11 protein-coding genes are annotated in these 16604 nt (G+C 48.5%); 5 read left to right on the top strand and 6 right to left on the bottom strand.

Annotated features, from left to right (window positions below):
- Nucleotides 1–81 precede the first annotated feature (81 nt).
- From C0638_RS06115 to C0638_RS06105, 3 genes are all read left to right on the top strand, one after another.
- Nucleotides 82–1977, top strand: coding sequence for an HSP90 family protein (locus C0638_RS06115; protein WP_058711944.1), 1896 nt, complete (start codon nucleotides 82–84; stop codon nucleotides 1975–1977).
- 24 nt (nucleotides 1978–2001) lie between these two features.
- A complete protein-coding gene (locus tag C0638_RS06110) occupies nucleotides 2002–3063 on the top strand; it encodes a hypothetical protein (protein ID WP_058711945.1) in 1062 nt (353 codons plus the stop codon).
- 90 nt (nucleotides 3064–3153) lie between these two features.
- Nucleotides 3154–3900, top strand: coding sequence for a glycerophosphodiester phosphodiesterase (locus tag C0638_RS06105; RefSeq protein ID WP_058711946.1), 747 nt, complete (start codon nucleotides 3154–3156; stop codon nucleotides 3898–3900).
- A gap of 165 nt (nucleotides 3901–4065) precedes the next feature.
- On the opposite strand, the gene C0638_RS06100 is transcribed toward C0638_RS06105, so the two are convergent.
- The 5 genes from C0638_RS06100 to C0638_RS06080 all read right to left on the bottom strand — a co-directional run bounded on the left by C0638_RS06100 (nucleotide 4066) and on the right by C0638_RS06080 (nucleotide 9796).
- A complete protein-coding gene (locus C0638_RS06100) occupies nucleotides 4066–4893 on the bottom strand; it encodes a class I SAM-dependent methyltransferase (RefSeq protein ID WP_058711947.1) in 828 nt (275 codons plus the stop codon).
- Between the two features lie 142 nt (nucleotides 4894–5035).
- Nucleotides 5036–5917 carry a UTP--glucose-1-phosphate uridylyltransferase GalU gene (gene galU / locus C0638_RS06095; protein ID WP_058711948.1) on the bottom strand — a complete coding sequence of 294 codons (882 nt, stop codon included), beginning with the start codon at nucleotides 5915–5917 and terminating at the stop codon, nucleotides 5036–5038.
- Nucleotides 5914–6336, bottom strand: a complete 423-nt coding sequence (locus C0638_RS06090) for a GtrA family protein (RefSeq protein ID WP_058711949.1) — start codon at nucleotides 6334–6336, stop codon at nucleotides 5914–5916. The genes galU and C0638_RS06090 overlap by 4 nt, the downstream gene beginning before the upstream one ends.
- 2 nt (nucleotides 6337–6338) lie before the next feature.
- Nucleotides 6339–7430: a glycosyltransferase family 2 protein gene (locus C0638_RS06085; RefSeq protein ID WP_013369002.1), complete on the bottom strand. Its 1092-nt coding sequence runs from the start codon at nucleotides 7428–7430 to the stop codon at nucleotides 6339–6341.
- 17 nt (nucleotides 7431–7447) lie between these two features.
- On the bottom strand, nucleotides 7448–9796 hold the full coding sequence (locus tag C0638_RS06080; RefSeq protein WP_102163386.1) for an ArnT family glycosyltransferase: 2349 nt from the start codon (nucleotides 9794–9796) through the stop codon (nucleotides 7448–7450).
- A 241-nt stretch (nucleotides 9797–10037) separates the two neighbouring features.
- On the opposite strand from C0638_RS06080, the gene C0638_RS06075 reads away from it, so the two are divergent.
- Together C0638_RS06075 and C0638_RS06070 are read left to right on the top strand one after the other, a co-directional pair.
- Nucleotides 10038–10724 carry a response regulator transcription factor gene (locus tag C0638_RS06075; RefSeq protein ID WP_014599406.1) on the top strand — a complete coding sequence of 229 codons (687 nt, stop codon included), beginning with the start codon at nucleotides 10038–10040 and terminating at the stop codon, nucleotides 10722–10724.
- Nucleotides 10721–12217 carry a sensor histidine kinase gene (locus C0638_RS06070; RefSeq protein ID WP_013369005.1) on the top strand — a complete coding sequence of 499 codons (1497 nt, stop codon included), beginning with the start codon at nucleotides 10721–10723 and terminating at the stop codon, nucleotides 12215–12217. Before C0638_RS06075 ends, C0638_RS06070 begins: the two co-directional genes overlap by 4 nt.
- 83 nt (nucleotides 12218–12300) lie before the next feature.
- Here the strand turns inward: C0638_RS06070 and C0638_RS06065 are convergent, their stop codons facing one another.
- Nucleotides 12301–16581: a S8 family serine peptidase gene (locus C0638_RS06065; protein WP_058711951.1), complete on the bottom strand. Its 4281-nt coding sequence runs from the start codon at nucleotides 16579–16581 to the stop codon at nucleotides 12301–12303.
- Nucleotides 16582–16604: the final 23 nt, after the last annotated feature.

The following is a 16604-nucleotide window of genomic DNA, read 5'->3' as shown; positions in this document are numbered from 1 at the left end:
TCTTAAATCCACGTTATACTTTAAAAGATAGCTATTTTAAATAAAAGATGGCTGTAGCATTTCGTGAAAGGAATGATCTCTATGAGTCAAACAGACGAATATCGTTTTCAAGTAAATTTGGGCGGCATGATTGATATCTTGGCCAATCATTTATATAGCAGTCCACGGGTGTTTATACGTGAAATACTACAAAATGCAACAGATGCGATCACGGCTCGCAAGGAGCTACGGAAGACTGAAGCTGAAAGTAGATCATTGAAAGAAGACAATACCCTTGAAGATACAGCTTCTGAGAGTAACGACTATGAAGGCAAAGTCATCGTGGAGCTATCCGGTGCCGGGGATCAGCAGGTATTGATGATTCAGGATAACGGTATTGGATTGTCTGAAGAAGACATTCACCGGTTTCTGTCGATCATCGGGCAGTCTTCCAAGAAGGGGGCTGATTTGCTAACCTCGGAGACTTCATTTATCGGGCGTTTTGGGATTGGCTTGCTGTCTTGTTTTATGGTGAGCGATGAAATTGTAGTACTGACCCGTTCGGTGAAGGAAGGCATCTCTATGGAGTGGAGAGGGAAGCCGGATGGGACGTATACGATTCGTCGGTTAGAGACTGAGCTGCCTATAGGGACGCAAATTTATTTGCGCTGTAAGCCGGGGAGCGAGTTTTATTATGAGCCAGCGCAGGTGAAAGACTCCTTATTTTATTATGGAGCCTTGCTGCCATATCCTGTCCTGCTGTCTGTAGACGGGGAGACTAAGCAGGTCAATCTTCCATCGACAAGCTGGATGCAGGACCCGGAACAATTACGGAGTCGACGCGGTGAGGTGCTGGATTTAGGCTATCGCCTAATGGGTGAGCGCTTCAGTGATTTTATACCGCTGCGGACGGCATCGGGCAGAACAGGCGGGATTGCATTCATTTTGCCTCGCAGTGTTAATCTGAACAGCAAGCGGCTGCATCGGGTGTATCTGAAGCATATGCTCGTGTCCGACAAAGCGGAAAATGTATTGCCAGAATGGGCATTTTTTATTAAAAGCCTGATTTGGACAGACGAATTGCAACCAACGGCATCTCGTGAATACTTTTATGAAAATGAGCAGCTTGATGCGGTTCGTTCCGAATTGGGAACCTGTATTCGACAAGAACTGCTTCGCATGGCGGAATATGAGCCAGACCGCTTGCAGCACTGGATTCGTTTGCACGAGCTATCCATGAAGGCGCTCGCGGTCGAGGATGATGAATTTCTGCGGATTATGCACCGCTGGTTTTCCTTCGAAAGTACTTTTGGGCGGCGCGAGCTGAGTGAACTGATCCGAGAGGCGGGCGGGCGTCCGCTCCATTACACGGCGACTGTGGATGAGTATCGCCAGATTACGCATGTGGCGGCAGCGCAATCGATGCTGGTGATCAACGGCGGATATATCTATGATTCAGAAATTTTGGATAAGCTGCACTGGATCGACGCTACCCTGCAAACAGAGCGACTCAGCCCTGAGGATGTATCTTTATCATTTACCGGGTTGACGCAGGAAGAGCACACCAAGTATTACGATGTGCTACGTGTGATGGATGCTGCTTTGCAGCCGATGCGCTGCCGTGCTGAGTTGAAGCGTTTTGAGCCTGCGAGCTTGCCTGTGCTTTACACCATTTCACAGGATGCACTAACCTTGCGCTCCATGGAACACACAGTTGAAGAGACCACTTCGCTTTTTTCCAATGTGCTCGATAGTCTAAAAGCGGGAGTCCAGCAGAACGCGGGCTATTCGACCTTGTATTTTAATTTAAGCAACCCGGTAGTGGCGCGGATTTTTGAAGCTACCGATACACAGATGATTACGGCTGCAACAGAAATGATGTATGTGAATGCGCTTATGATGGGTCACTATCCGATGAACCGCAGTGAGCTAGGGCTGATGAACCGGAGTGTGCTGCATTTTATCAATTGGGGATTAGGGAACGGACAGAATACGTAATTGCGTAATTAAAGGAGGATTCAAATGGAAGAGACGATATATGAAATGATGGAGCAGGCGCAGGATATGCCCGGAGGGGCGGCAAAGCTGGCGATTCTGGAAGAGGCTGTTCGCCTGGCGGATACTTCAGGTTTGAAGGAGCTCGCTTATGAAATTCGGGGAGAGATTGTAGACTGTGCTATTTTTAACGGATATCCATTGAAGTCGCTGATTGCTTTTTCATGGCAGCTGGGTCAATTTGACCAAAATCCAGAGGAATACGACCCCGTTGAGCTGTTGTGGAACTATAAATGGATACTTGGAAAGGTGTGCAGTTTTCCGAATATATCAAAAACTCAAATCGAGGATCTGGTAGAGGATATGCGCAGACGTTATGCTGAATACGGGTATAATGAGCGACCATATTACTATTATAAGTTCCGCATCGCGATGGACATGGGTGAACTGGATGAAGCACGGCGGTATCTGGATATGTTCCGCGTAATTGAGCCAGACAGTATGAGTGATTGTGAAGCCTGTGAGCAGAGCCAGATGGTGCGATTCTATCACTTGACCGGAGAAGACGAGCAGGCGCTTGCCGTGGCAAAACCGATTTTATCGGGACGGATGAGATGTGCAGAAGTGCCGCATGTGACGCTCTCGCAGGTGCTATTGCCGCTGTATCGTCAAGGCGAGGTTGATCAGGCGAAGGAGCAGTATCGCAAAGGCTATCGCCTGGTTCGTGATGACCGTGACTTCCTGAAAACGATAGCAGAGCATATTGAGTATTTGACGGTTGCAAATCCGATTGAAGGAATCGGAGTGGTGGAACGTCATTTGCACATCGCATTGGACTATGAGAGCGGATTGGAGCAAATGTATTTTTACGCAGCGATGGTAGGGCTGCTGCAAAAGCTGGATACTTCGAGAAAACTTCGTTTGATTCGGATGCCTGCATCTTTTGAATGGGGCAAACAGGAACGTACGTTAGAAGAGATCATTGCGTACTTCAGACCACTGGCAGAGTCTGCGGCAGCTGAATTTGATCGACGGAATGGGAATGCATTTTATTCGGAATGGATTGGGAAGATTGTTCAACCGGCGTAGAAGAACAGGCGACTGTGGTGAATATTTTATACAGCCCAAACAATGAACGAGTAGAATATTCTTGTTTGAAATGACAGGAGGGATTATATCGTGACTATGACCCAGAAGGTAATTAATTTTGCGCATCGCGGAGCTTCCGGGGTATGTCCTGAAAATACGATGGCGGCTTTCCGCCACGCGTTGGAACTGGGAGCAACAGGCATTGAAACGGATGTGCAGCGTACCCAAGATGGGCATTTGGTGCTGATTCACGATGAGTCGCTGGAGCGCACGACAGGTTGCCCGCTGGATGTAAGAGATATCACGCTGGAAGAATTAAATAAACTGGATGCAGGCAGTTGGTTTGATGAGAAATTTCGAGGCGAGCGGGTACCGATGCTGGGTGAGTTACTGGAACTGGCACAGTCCTCGGATACCATTATTAATCTGGAACTGAAAAATAGCATTCATCTCTATCCGGGGATGGAGGAAGAGGTCATTGCCGCTGTGAAGCGCTTTGGATTGGAAGAGCGGGTGATCTTATCCAGCTTCAATCATGAATCGCTCGCGCTCTGTGCGCAGATTGCCCCCGAGATCAAGACGGGAGCGCTCTATATTGAGATTATGGTTCGCCCAGCGGAGTATGCAACCCAATTCGGGGCTACAGCACTTCATGCCTACAAGCAAGTGGTTACACCGGAAGCGGTGTCCGAGGCTTTGGCATTAGGTGTCGTCTACCACCCATGGACGGTGAATGAGCCGGAGGAAATGGAGCGTCTGCTGGAGGCCGGAGTGAACGGCATCATCACAGACTATCCTGATCGGTTGGCGCACATTCTAGCTGTCCACTCTTCCTAAGAGGAAGACGCAGTAAACCTACAGCTAAGGATTGTAGGGAAGTAGATGTAGCTATGTATTAAAAGAAAAAAGACTCTCCTACGTACTCGCTTTCACGAGACAAGGAGAGTCTTTTTTTTTGGCTTGAGCCGAAGTGAATATCATCACGACGATTTTGATTCCGTTCTACTTGATGCCGAGTCTCATACGATAGCTGAACAGGATATCCAGTGTTCTGCCTTCAAAATGATTCTCAACCAGCTTCACGAAGCGGGCTATATCGTCGTCAAGCGTTCGATTGCCAAGTTTGAACAGGCTCTGAATTCCTCCCTGGCTAAGAGCGAGCCCAGTATAACGAGCAGCGTCACATTGCTCACGATTGTGGAAGACAATCTCCCGAATATAGCGGAATTGCCCGCTATGATGCAGATTAGCTAGATGCTGATCCTTGCTCCATTTATGAGCCTGTTGCTCTACAGGAGCTTCCTGTTCCAAAACGGTATCAGCTTTGGTGATAAGCTCTGTATAAGCTTGCTCAATCTGCCATTGCAGCACAGGAGGCCAGTCACAGTCAAAGGCTGCGAACACGCCGCCTTGTGCCAAGACCCTGCCTGCTTCCTGGAGTGTGCTCTCGGGGTCCATCCAGTGAAAGGACTGAGAACAGGTGATGACATCTACAGTGCCGTCCTCAAAGGGCAGGTTGTTGGAGAACCCGCTTTCGAAGGAAATGGTACCTGTCATTGTCGTTCCTGCTCTCTCCAGCTTGCGCTGCGCTATTCCTCTCATGTCCGGGTTAGGCTCGATGCCGACGATTCGACGAGCGGTGTCTTTCCATATGAAAGTAGAGAGCCCAGTACCGCAGCCAATATCGGCAACTAGCGCTACGTTCCGATCCAGATAGCGGCTGATGATTTCCACGACGAGTGATGGCGCTTCTGGACGGTGTTGATCGTAGTTGTCGGCAAAGCCATTGAAACGATCCACATTACTTTGCAGATTTCCCTCAGGTATCATAGGGGCTTTTCCTCCTTAGTTTCGGCCGGGCGACCGCGTAAATTCCGATGCTCTATACTTTTACATTGTACAAGTTTATGTGCTTAACCAGCTACTTTCGTGATTTCACAACATCATCGGATTTCGGTAGGAGGAAATTTGCCTATTTTATCATTGAAGCAAGTGCCCACTCACGCATCATGGAGTCAAGCATTGGACGCAAATCTTCGCGCTGCATGCCCATGTGGAGCACTGCTTCCAGATAGCCAGCTTTATTACCAATATCGTAGCGTGTGCCCTCCAGTTCCAATGCAAGCAGCTGGTTTTGCAATGCTACTTGATGCAGAGCATCTGTCAATTGGTATTCACCGCCCGCTCCAGTGGACATGTTCTCCAATATGGAGAAAATAGAAGGCTCCAATACATAGCGACCAATGACAGCCTGCCGCGAAGGAGCATCTGCCGGGGATGGTTTTTCAACAAGTCCGCCGACTTCATGAATAAGGCCATTTTGGTGAGTGGAGCCAATAATGCCGTATTTACTTACATCCTGTTCTTCTACCGTACGCACGCCGACCACTTGCTTGCCAGTGGCTTCGTATACATCCATCATCTGACGAATCGCCGGAGTGGAGGAATTCATAATATCATCGCCCAATAACACGGCGAAGGGCTCATCGCCAATGAACTGACGGGCGCAGCGTACCGCATGTCCCAAGCCGAGCGGTTCTTTTTGACGGATATAGTGGATGACTGCCTTGCCTCCGATGCTTTGAACTTCACGCAGAAGATCATATTTTCCCTTGCTCTCCAGTACTTGCTCCAGCTCTACAGACTTGTCAAAATGGTCTTCGATGGCTTTTTTATTACGCCCCGTAACGATAATGATGCTCTCAATTCCAGATTTGATGGCTTCTTCAACGATATATTGAATGGCTGGTTTATCTACGATTGGAAGCATCTCTTTTGGTAAAGCTTTCGTAGCTGGCAAAAAACGGGTTCCCAAACCGGCGGCAGGGATAACGGCTTTTGTAATTTTTCTCATAGAGATTCACTTTCCTTTCGGGATGGGGAACCGAACACCCAGTATCGGCTCCCGATATAATTGATGATCATTCCGGCTGCGGTGGCGATCAGCTTGCCTAAAGCAAGCGGCAGCTTGGTTTCAGTGTGAAGCACTTGCAGCAATAAGGAGGTTATCCCCAATACGATGAGGTTGATGACGATAAATTTGAGTAACTGACCTTTGCTTGTGTTGTTTGCTTGTTGTTTGCTGAATGTCCATTTGCTGTTCAAAATATAACTGTTGGCTGTGCCGCAGCTGTACGAAATGATCTGCGCTACCACGACCGGCACTCCGGTCCAAGCCAGTAGCATAAAAATGATATAATCTACTCCTGTATTCACCAGACCTACGATGCCAAATCGGATCATAGGAAGCAGCTGGGTCATGCGACTTTTCATAGTTAGGCCCCACGACCGGATTTGGGTCCAGTATATACCGCGCTGTTGTCGCGTACTGTACGTCCACCCGAAATCAGACTGTCACGGGCTCCTTTCATGTACAGGGACTCGCGTTGTTCAGGAACCTTCATAGCATGTGTCGGACCGTTATCGTATTGTCCACCCAGACGCTCACGGACAATGTAGAGTGGACGTGCTTTGGTTTCGTCATAAATCCGTCCAATATATTCACCCATGATACCGAGAATAATCAGAATCACTCCGTCGAAGATCAGGCTGATGCTAATCATGGATGACCAGCCTTTCATCACATAGGAATCGGTGAAAAAGTTAAGAAACAATACATACATCAGATACAGGAAGCCGGACATGGACAAAAGTGCGCCGATATAACCTGCCAGCTTGAGTGGCTTAATCGAAAAGGATGTGATCCCGTCGAGACTGAGCTTGATCATGCGTTTTAGCGGATACTTGGTTTCGCCTGCAAGCCGCTCATCGCGCTCATATTCAACAGCAGTTTGTTTAAAACCGATCCAACTGACCAGACCGCGCACGAATCTGTTATTTTCCGGCAGACGTTTCAATTCATCTATGACCTTGCGATCCATTAGGCGGAAGTCCCCGGTGTCGACCGGGATATTAATATCCGTTGATGCTTTAAGTACGCGGTAAAAGAGGCTGGCAGACCATTTCTTGAAGCGAGTTTCACCATTGCGTTTGAGTCGTTTGGCGTAGACGACTTCATAGCCTTCCTTCCACTTGTTAGCCATCTCAACAATCAGTTCCGGCGGGTCCTGGAGGTCAGCGTCAATGACGACGACTGCCTCTCCCACCGCATAATCCATCCCGGCGGTAATTGCTAGCTGATGACCAAAGTTGCGAGAGAAATCAATCAATACAATCGTGTCATCTCTGAGACTGAATTCCTTGATGAGTTGGACGCTGCGGTCCGAACTTCCATCATTGACGAAGATCAGCTCGTAGGGCTCGCCCATTGAGCCCATGACTTGTTTCAGTCTCCGATAGGTTTCTGTAATAACGGCTTCCTCGTTGTACATCGGGATAACTATGGAATAACGGATAGGTTCACTCATTCGTAGTTCCTCCTCATTTATAATGTGATTTCGTATAAAGTACCGCTTCCGCCACGCTCGTCTCCGCCAAATCCACCTTGACCATCCTGAACGGTTGCGTTGGTGTTCGTGGTGTCGTTTCCGCTGTTCGTTGCTTTCACTGCTGTACTTGTTTCTGCTGTGGTTGTTGTTTTCCATTCATCTGTAGGGATTACTTTGCCGTGTTCTTTAATCCAAGCAGTGACTTCAGAGTTGCCGCCGTCCGGTCCACCGCCGCCACCAGAAATCATAAAGTATTTCACTTGCCCACTTTCGACCAGCGCCTTGATTTTATCGACGGTATAGACCGGATCGGAAGACACAAAACCGTTCATAATAATTACTTTTTGTCCGGCCTCGACCAGGTAAGGAGCGGCTGTTGAATAATTGCTTGCTGCGAAAAGATAGGTTTCACCTGTGTTATTTTTTTGCAAGTAGCTCAACGTTTTTTGATCTAAACTTTGGCTACCGTTCGGGCCTCCCATTCCTCTGGTACGGGTAGAAGCTTTTTGTTCCGTGTCTGTACTTGTTTGTGTGCTTGAAGTATTTCCAACAGAGTTGGAATTCTCTGCATTTTGAGTCTGGTTATTCATTTGAGTTCCTTCGGCTTGTTGACCATTGAAGCTTGCACCTCTATTGCCATCATTGCGGCCTGGCATTCCGCCACCGCCGTCGCCAAATTGAGTCGGTCCAGCTTGTGGGATCATGCTGTTCCCCCCGTAGACGATTGGTGTCAATGCCCAGTACACAGGGCCGATAAACATAGCGAGTACACTTGCGATAATGGCATATCTTGTGAACTTCTCGGATTTCATTCGTGCTACCACCAGGAGTGCTGTGCCGATGATCCCTAGGATCAATACCGCGATGGACCAGCCACTGCCGATGGTATCGTTGTAATTTTGTAGAATGAACCAGCTAAATACCGATGTTGCTAATACTGCCACGGGTAACAGCCAGGAGAGCCAGTTGGAACGCTCACGATACTGCTGCCACAATTCTACGAATCCTGCTCCGAAGAGCGCTGCAATCGGAGGTGCGAGCATAATTAGGTAATAATGATGGAAGAAACCTGCTACGCTGAAAAATGCAGCTACGGGAATCAACCAGGCGAGCCAGAAGATAACTTCTTTATGTTTCTGTGTGATATTACGGCGTCGAATACTGGCAAGCAGGCCGATGGAAGCAATGATTGCGAACGGAAGCAGCCAGCTCGCTTGGCCTGACAGGGAAGATTGGAACAACCGTAAAGGTCCCTTTTCACCAGTACCGAACATGCCGCCACCGGAATTTCCACCCGGGCCACCGCCTGGACCACCCTGGCCGTCTCCACCAGGAACGCCTTGTCCGTTCCCCCCGAATCCGCCCGGTGGCATTTGACCACCTGCACCGGGTCCGTCTGCTGTCATGTAGTTGGCACCAGAGTCATCCGTAGTGGTAGTGCTGTCAGATGATGTAGTCGTCTGGATCTGATCCGTGTTCGTAATGTTGCTATTCGTCGCAGCGTTATTGTTTTGCTCTGAGCGTTGACCGCCACGATTGCCACCTGTTCCCTGATCTCCTGTCAGGCGAGACAGGCCGTTATAACCGAAGGCCAAATTCAGTACAGAGTTGGTTCCGCTACTCCCCATATAAGGACGTTCATCGGCCGGAGTGGAATCCACTACGACTGCCCAAGAGAGCGATACAATCAGGAGAACCACTGCCGATCCTGCCAACGTTATTGCTTTTCGTTTCCAGTTATACTTGGAAGCCAGCAGATAGAACAGGCCCAACGCAGGAACGATCATATAGGCTTGCAACATTTTTTCGTTAAAGGCAATGCCGACGACTGCGAAAGCAGCCAGGATCAGCCCGGTTTTGCTATTTTTAAGGCCTCTGAACAATAGCCAAGTTGCGAGCAATAATGTGAAGACCAACATGGCGTCAATGTTATTCGTGCGGCTAACCGCTACGGCTATCGGTGTTGTTGCCATGGCGAAGGCAGCCAAACGTGCGGCCAGTGTACCAAAGCTTGGTTTAACGAGTAAGTAAACGAGCAAGACCGATCCGACCTGAGCCAGTGCCTGCGGCAGGATCACGCTCCATCCGTGAAGTCCGAATATATAGGCGCTCAACGTCTGAATCCAGAACACCACAGGCGGTTTGTCTACCGTTACCGATCCTGCAGAATCAAGTGAGGCGAAAAAGAAATTGTGAAAACTCTGCAGCATGCTTGCTACTGCCGTCGTGTAGTAGGTGTTTACGTACTTGTCTTGCCAGATGTTGTATCCGTTCAAAAATGTGGATATCAGCATAATGATGATCAGGGGGATGTCCGCCCTGGTCTTAAACCATTTCTTAATCATGTTCATTCCACTCCCTGTGAAAGTTTCTTTGTATTTATTCCGATCTTGGCCCGGTGAACTACCGGCTTGCTATTATCATGCCAGACGTACCTTAATGGGTTCTGAGCGCTCCCTGAACGTTAGCTGAAAGCTGGGGTGAGGTGCTTTTTTTACGGCAGGATTCAGGTATATTAGATACAGGTAAAAATGAATCGACTTTTAATATGATAAAAATGAAGCAATATGAAAGGGAAGATTAATAATGAATCCAATACACGGAGTTAAGATTATGCTGGCGGACGACGAGCCTCATATTTTGCAATTTTTAGAGCTTGGACTGATTAATGAAGGATATGAAGTCAGAACCGCCGAGAACGGGAGTGATGCACTCGATCTGGCAAGAGAGTTTCGTCCGCATGTAGCGGTGCTGGATGTAATGATGCCTGAAATGAACGGATTTGAGGTATGCCAAAGTCTCAAGGAGACAGAGGATAACATCGCAGTTATTATGCTGACCGCCAAGGATGATGTGGACGATCGGGTAAAAGGGCTCAAGCTCGGCGCGGATGATTATATCGTTAAGCCCTTCAGTTTTAATGAGCTGCTGGCTCGTATTGAGGCGCGTTTGCGAAATCAGTTCCCTGACCTGTTGGGGGAAGTGGTTCACGGACCCTTTCAAGTGGATGATCGACGAAAGGAGATTCGCTATCAGAGTCAGGTGCTGGAGCTATCGCCTACCGAATACGAACTATTGAAGTTTTTGGTGTTAAACCATGGAATCGTGCTGAGTAAAAGTCGTATTCTGGACCGAGTCTGGGGGTATGACTTTGGGGGCGAGGATAATATTGTGGAAGTGTACATTCGCTCCTTGCGAGAAAAACTCAAAGATAAGGAGCATCGGGTCATTCGGACGCTGCGTGGTGTTGGGTACCGAGTGGATCTGTTATGAAGGCGGGGAGGAAAAAACGGAGAAAATATGTGCTTCGTTCTCTCCGGTCCCAGCTTTTGGCCAGAACCTTACTCATTTTGGCATTGCTGCTGGTGTTGATCGGTTTTCTCCAATACTTTCTAATGAAAGATTTTCTGTATCGCAGTCGAGCAGACGCTATGAATACACAGCTGAATTCAATTCCTGTCGACTTATTGATTAAGGATTCACAGGAAAATAGTGGGGATGGAATCGCCGCTCCCCAAGATGATACCAATCGGAGAGGTAATCGACCGGGGCCGTTTCTGTTTTGGCCGGATATGTCGCTTGCTTCTATAGGTATAGACGGCACCTTCCAGAGCTTGTCCAACGAAAATGGGCTTAAACCGCCGCGCCTCACCACTCAGCAGTATCAAGCAATGCAGCAGAGCAAGCGTATGCGTCACGGCTATCAATTAATTACGGATGCACAGGGAAAAGAGCAGCTGGTTGTATTTCGCCCGCTCGGTCCACCAGACCGTTCGTCAGGGTTACTGCAAATGGGCGTATCTACGAATTCCATGCAAGAGCAGCTGATTAATCAACTCCGCACCTTTATTTTATTGTCTCTGATTGCACTTGCGATTGGTTTGGCGCTTATGCTTCCTGTGCTTCGCCGCACATTGGTGCCCCTTTCCAGAATGGTCGAGGCAGTCAAACGTATTGATGCGGGCAATTTGGACGAGCGCTTTGACGCAGAGCAGGGTCAGTATGAGGTAGATCGCCTGGCAGTTTCATTTAATGGAATGTTGGAGCGGCTGGAGCATTCTTTTGCTGCCGAGCGGGAATTGCAGATGCAAATGCGACGATTTATTGCGGATGCTTCTCATGAACTGCGTACCCCGCTCACATCCATCCATGGGTTTTTGGAAGTGCTGCTTCGTGGAGCAGCATCCAATCCGAAGCAGCTCCAATCAGCACTAGAAAGTATGTATGGTGAATCCAAGCGCATGAACAAGCTTGTCTCTGATTTGCTATTGTTGGCTAAGCTGGACCGAACACCGGAGTTGAAGCTAGAAGATATATCGCTAGATGCATTGCTGCTGGAAATGAAGCCACAGCTCCTTATGCTGGCAGGCACACGTAAGGTATTTTTTGATATGACGGCAGGTGTTCGGGTATTGGCAGAAGGCGATAAGATCAAACAGGTCGTACTTAACCTGTTTCACAATGCTGTTCAACATACCGATATGGAGCAGGGCGTGATCCATGTCAACTTATCGGCTGGTAAGAAGCTGGCAGATATTCAAATTCGTGATAATGGACCCGGCATGGGGAAGGAACAGCTGGAGCGGATATTTGAGCGATTTTATCGTGGAGATGAATCGCGTACACGCAGCTCAGGCGGAGCGGGCCTTGGTCTGGCTATTACGAAATCAATCGTGGAAGCACACGGAGGGAGCATTACAGCTGAAAGTACACTGGGAACGGGAAGTATATTTAAAGTAACGCTGCCTTTAGCAGGAACAGTATAGTATCGCAGATTATGGTCTAACATAAGAATAGCCCCCCGAACCGCGACTTTGGTTAAATAACGGCTCGGGGGGCTTTGTAATTGTTAGTTTATGAGTGCAGCTTTTTGTAAGAGCACATGCAGTACTTTGGCAGATGCCTCACGTGTTGTAGGTGCATTCGGTTGGAAGTAGGAAGAGCCTTTAATCGTGGCTCCGTTAATAATACCTGCCGCACTTACTTTTTCAATACTGTCCTTGGCATAGCCTGCAAAGGATGAAGTATCATGGTATGGTGTGCGTGCAGGACCATCGGCTGCTGTTTTGATTTGAAGCAAGTCTATTGCTTTGCCCAGCACAACAGCAATTTCTTGACGACTGATATTTGCTTGCGGATCAAACTTGTCGTTGTTGCGACCTGTAATCAATCCGGCCCCATAAGCGGCCGCCACATCCCCGGCATACCAGCTACCTGCCGGAATATCACTAAATGGTGCAGCAGTACCTGGTGTCAGGCCAAGTGCCCGGGTGACCAAGACTGCAAATTCTGCACGCGTCACGTTTTGCTTCGGTGAGAATTTCGTGTCGGTTGTGCCGTTAATGAGCAATTTATTTGCAAGCGATTGAATTTCGGATTGGGCATACGACGATGAAATATCTTCAAAGCTAACAGGTCGTGTCGCCGCTGCATACGTCGAGAAGCCCGGACGGCTTACCTTAACGACGGTAGATCCATCAACTTGCTTGGTGAAGACGGATGGGACGGGATAGACATTTCCGTTCGCTGTATAGAGCACACCGGCTGTATTAGGATCAATTTGACCAGGTACGGTAAAGGATCGGCTAATAAATTGTCCTGGCGCAACTTTGAGCGGTTGGCTCTTACCGCCAGTGATTACGTTGGCCTCAAACCCTACCGGGGTGCCGATCACATTCGAGCCTTTAAGCTTGCTTGTAAATGTGCCGCTGCTACTGATGACCACTTCAATGCCCGCACCTTCAGGTGCATTTTTTAGAACAGATACTGGCAATGCCAGGGAAGAACCTGTATTACTCACAACCAGGCTGCTTCCTGCTGCGGCTTTGCCCAGCGTTGCCAGCTGTGACGAAGTGAGTGATGCTTTAGTCGTTTGGCCTGCTTGGCTAGTAGCCGACAATACAATAGCTGTCGGACTGGAGCCAGCTGTTGCCACAGCAGCCTGCAGGTCTGCATCAGCTACTGTCAGTGACTGTACATTATTGTTTAACGCAACGGCTGTAGGCACAGCTTTTACAGCTTGTCCTTGCTTCACTACGCTTTGCAGTGAAGGTGCAGATGTAGCGACAGGGGTGGATGTATTAGTTGCAGCAGAAGGTGTAGTATTGCTTCTGCCGCCACCTCCACCCCCTCCGCCGCCACTACTACCACCGGATGGGGCACTATTATCCACACGGATCGATTTAGTGGCAGTGAACAGTTTAGGACCATCGGTATTGCGTTCGACTTCTCCCTTTTCATTCAGTTCTGGAGAGCTGACTTCCAGCTTGTACACGCCATCCTTCAAGTGCTGAATAACAGGCTGACCGTTAGCATCCAGAACAGGCTTGCCATTGTCATCAAATTCAACGTAACTTCCGTTAATCCCCTTGAAGGAATATGCGCCTTGTTTGAGGCGAGCGTTAGCACCTTGTTCCTTGGTAGTGGCAATCCCATCAATCAGACCGATCAGCTTATCATCTAATCCATATACATAGAGCGCGATCTGATTGGTTTTATCTGTGGTCAGACGGAAAGTCAAATCTGTTGTGCGCTGCGCACCTGTGCGATTTGGGTAAATAATCGGGTTCGTGAAACTCAGGTCCTGCAAGCCGAAGCCTGTCGTTGGATTTTCTTTGCCGACATGCACAACGAACGGAAGATGAAGTGTTGGCTGTCCAGCGCTTTTTAGAATAACCTCTCCTTCATATACACCAGTAGCTGCATTCGCACTGGGTTGTACAGACAGGAAGAACGGTTGCGATTTGCCCGGTTCTGCCGAGATGGCTCCATTCGCGCCAATACCCTGCAACTGAACGCTAATATTGCTCACATCGGGGGTAGCAATAGGCTTAGTCGGATCAGAGGTGACATTATCATGTAAAACGTAGCTGGCTTCATACTGCACAGGGTTTGCGGACAAGTTTTTGAGTTGAAGCTGGATCTGCTTCGCATCACTACCAGGTCGTAACAGCCCGAAGCTGGCGGAAGGATTATAATTCACAACCTCCTGCCGATTAAAGTTCTTGTCAAGAATCGTAATCTTTTCAACGGTTTCCAGCAGGGCCGGAGTCTGAATCGCATTCGCAATGTTTACAAGACCCGCACCTTGGGAATACACATCATATTGAGTTTTATCCTCATTAAAGAGTGTAACCGAAGTGTTTGCCAGAGCAGCGCGGATATCAAACGGTGTCCAGTTCGGATGCTGCTGCTTCAGCAGCACGGCAAGTCCAGCCACATGCGGAGATGCCATACTCGTTCCGTTGCTGCGTTTGTAAGCTTGCTCATAGGATGCATCTGGATAGAACTTGGCGAAGGCAGGGTACGTCGACAAAATGCCAACACCCGGTGCGCTCACGTCTGGCTTGATACTCAGCAGTTCATCTCCATTTGGTCCACGGGAGCTAAAATCAGCCATGGTATTACCTGCATTATCTGTGCGAATATAGTTTGCTCCAAAGGAAACGGAGAACTTTTCTCCAGCGTTGTCCACGATTTGCTTAGCAAGTGCACGGCCTTCCTTACCTTTCATGTCAAAAGTTGGAATAAAGTCGAAGCTGTCACCCAAATTGGAATTAACGTAGTCATCGCGACCTGAAATACTTTCCCCTAAATCAGCCTTGGTAATGTCACCAGGTTTCGTATTTCCATTGAAAACGATCACGGCTTTCGCGCCGTTTTCTTTCGTATTTGTGATTTTATCTACGAATGCCAAGTTGCCCCGTGAAACGAGAACAATCTTTCCTGCTACGTCTTTTCCTTCAAAATCATCAGGTTGTCCCAAATTAGCATATACAAGCTCATAAGGGGCAGTTCCCAAAACCGAGGCAAAGTCTTCTCTGCCTGTCTCCCAGCCCATCAAATTAAAATCGTAATGTGCATAAGCATCAGCAGTTACGGTTTTCTTTAATTCACCGTTAGCCTCCCAATAGGAGTCGCGTGTGACCGAGGCTGTGCCCGAGAAGCTTTTGCTCGGTGAAGTGGCTGCACCAACGGAAATCGCCAGCTGGGATGTTGCGGGAGAACCCATGGAGTAAAAATAGGGCCCTTGTTGTGCAGCGTTACCGTTTGCGATGACCGCGACTACCCCGGAAAGTACCGCATTATTGATGGCAATGGCGTCTGGGGAGTTGGGATCCTTTTCAGAATCCGAGCCTAGCGACAGGTTGATGACGTTCATGCCATCTTTGACAGCACGTTCTATACCGTCAATGACCTGTGCCGAGGAACCGGAGGAACGACCGGTCTTGGTATTGCGTCCAAGCACCTTATATACGTATAAGTCCGATTTATAGGCAATCCCTTTTTGTACAATATCTGAGGATTTATTCGCGGCTTTCCCGGCAATTGTACCGGAGACGTGAGTACCATGTGTCGTTCCACTAAAACCTGTGCCGTATGGATCATTCTCTTTTTCAAGGAACGGTTCCTCGTAGGGGTCGTTGTCCTGTTCAAAAGAGTCATAACCGCCTTTGTAGGCTTCTTTCAAATCCGGATGCTCATAATCGATACCGGTATCAATAACCCCGACCTTGATTCCCTCGCCATTCAATCCTTTGGCCCAGGCTTCAGGAACACCAATTTGGTCCAGTGGCGCATTGTCATAAGTGGCTTCGTTGGCTGTAAGTGTTGGCGGGTCCTGCACGGGGATAGAATAATATGTTTTGTTTTCGTGAATGGATTTAACGCCTGGTAGTTTAGCCAATTCTGGAATTTTATTGGCTGGCACTGTAACCTCCAGTCCGTTAAGCACCGTGTTGTACTGGTAATTTACTTGAAGAGAAATACCGTGCTCAGCGGCTTGGTCTACGAACGTGGTTTGCTCGGTGGCGATCGCAGATTCGGCTTTTTGCTCGGATTGAGCGGTGAAAGCTTTAGCGCTTGAACGTGCTGCATATTTGTCCACTGCTAGGGGCTCACCATCAAGCTGCACGATGACTCTGACCTGACGGGAGGAGTCTGTACTCAGCTCAGGTGAGATAAAGGCCGGAGCCGCCTCAATAGTTAATGCTTCCTGAGCTTTTAAAAATGAATTGATTTGTAGATCTGCGGTAGCGGCAGAACTGAAAGACGGCAGAGATAAGCTTACCGTCAAGGCAAGAGCGAGTGATACGACAGGTATTTTTTGCAAAATGATCGGCTTTTTCAAAGATTTCCCTCTTTTCAATCAAA

Origin of the sequence: Paenibacillus sp. lzh-N1, from assembly GCF_002872435.1 — a bacterium.
In the GTDB taxonomy this organism is placed as follows: domain Bacteria; phylum Bacillota; class Bacilli; order Paenibacillales; family Paenibacillaceae; genus Paenibacillus; species Paenibacillus polymyxa_C.
The sequence above is the reverse complement of the archived record's forward strand: the minus strand, read 5'-3'. Positions and strand labels throughout refer to the sequence as shown.

What these genes read in the sequence shown, in the direction of transcription:
- C0638_RS06115 (WP_058711944.1), top strand. Translation starts at nt 82, where the DNA reads ATGAGTCAAACAGACGAATATCGTTTTCAAGTAAATTTGGGCGGCATG.
- C0638_RS06110 (WP_058711945.1), top strand. Translation starts at nt 2,002, where the DNA reads ATGGAAGAGACGATATATGAAATGATGGAGCAGGCGCAGGATATGCCC.
- C0638_RS06100 (WP_058711947.1), bottom strand. Translation starts at nt 4,893, where the DNA reads ATGATACCTGAGGGAAATCTGCAAAGTAATGTGGATCGTTTCAATGGC.
- galU (WP_058711948.1), bottom strand. Translation starts at nt 5,917, where the DNA reads ATGAGAAAAATTACAAAAGCCGTTATCCCTGCCGCCGGTTTGGGAACC.
- C0638_RS06090 (WP_058711949.1), bottom strand. Translation starts at nt 6,336, where the DNA reads ATGAAAAGTCGCATGACCCAGCTGCTTCCTATGATCCGATTTGGCATC.
- C0638_RS06085 (WP_013369002.1), bottom strand. Translation starts at nt 7,430, where the DNA reads ATGAGTGAACCTATCCGTTATTCCATAGTTATCCCGATGTACAACGAG.
- C0638_RS06080 (WP_102163386.1), bottom strand. Translation starts at nt 9,796, where the DNA reads ATGATTAAGAAATGGTTTAAGACCAGGGCGGACATCCCCCTGATCATC.
- C0638_RS06075 (WP_014599406.1), top strand. Translation starts at nt 10,038, where the DNA reads ATGAATCCAATACACGGAGTTAAGATTATGCTGGCGGACGACGAGCCT.
- C0638_RS06070 (WP_013369005.1), top strand. Translation starts at nt 10,721, where the DNA reads ATGAAGGCGGGGAGGAAAAAACGGAGAAAATATGTGCTTCGTTCTCTC.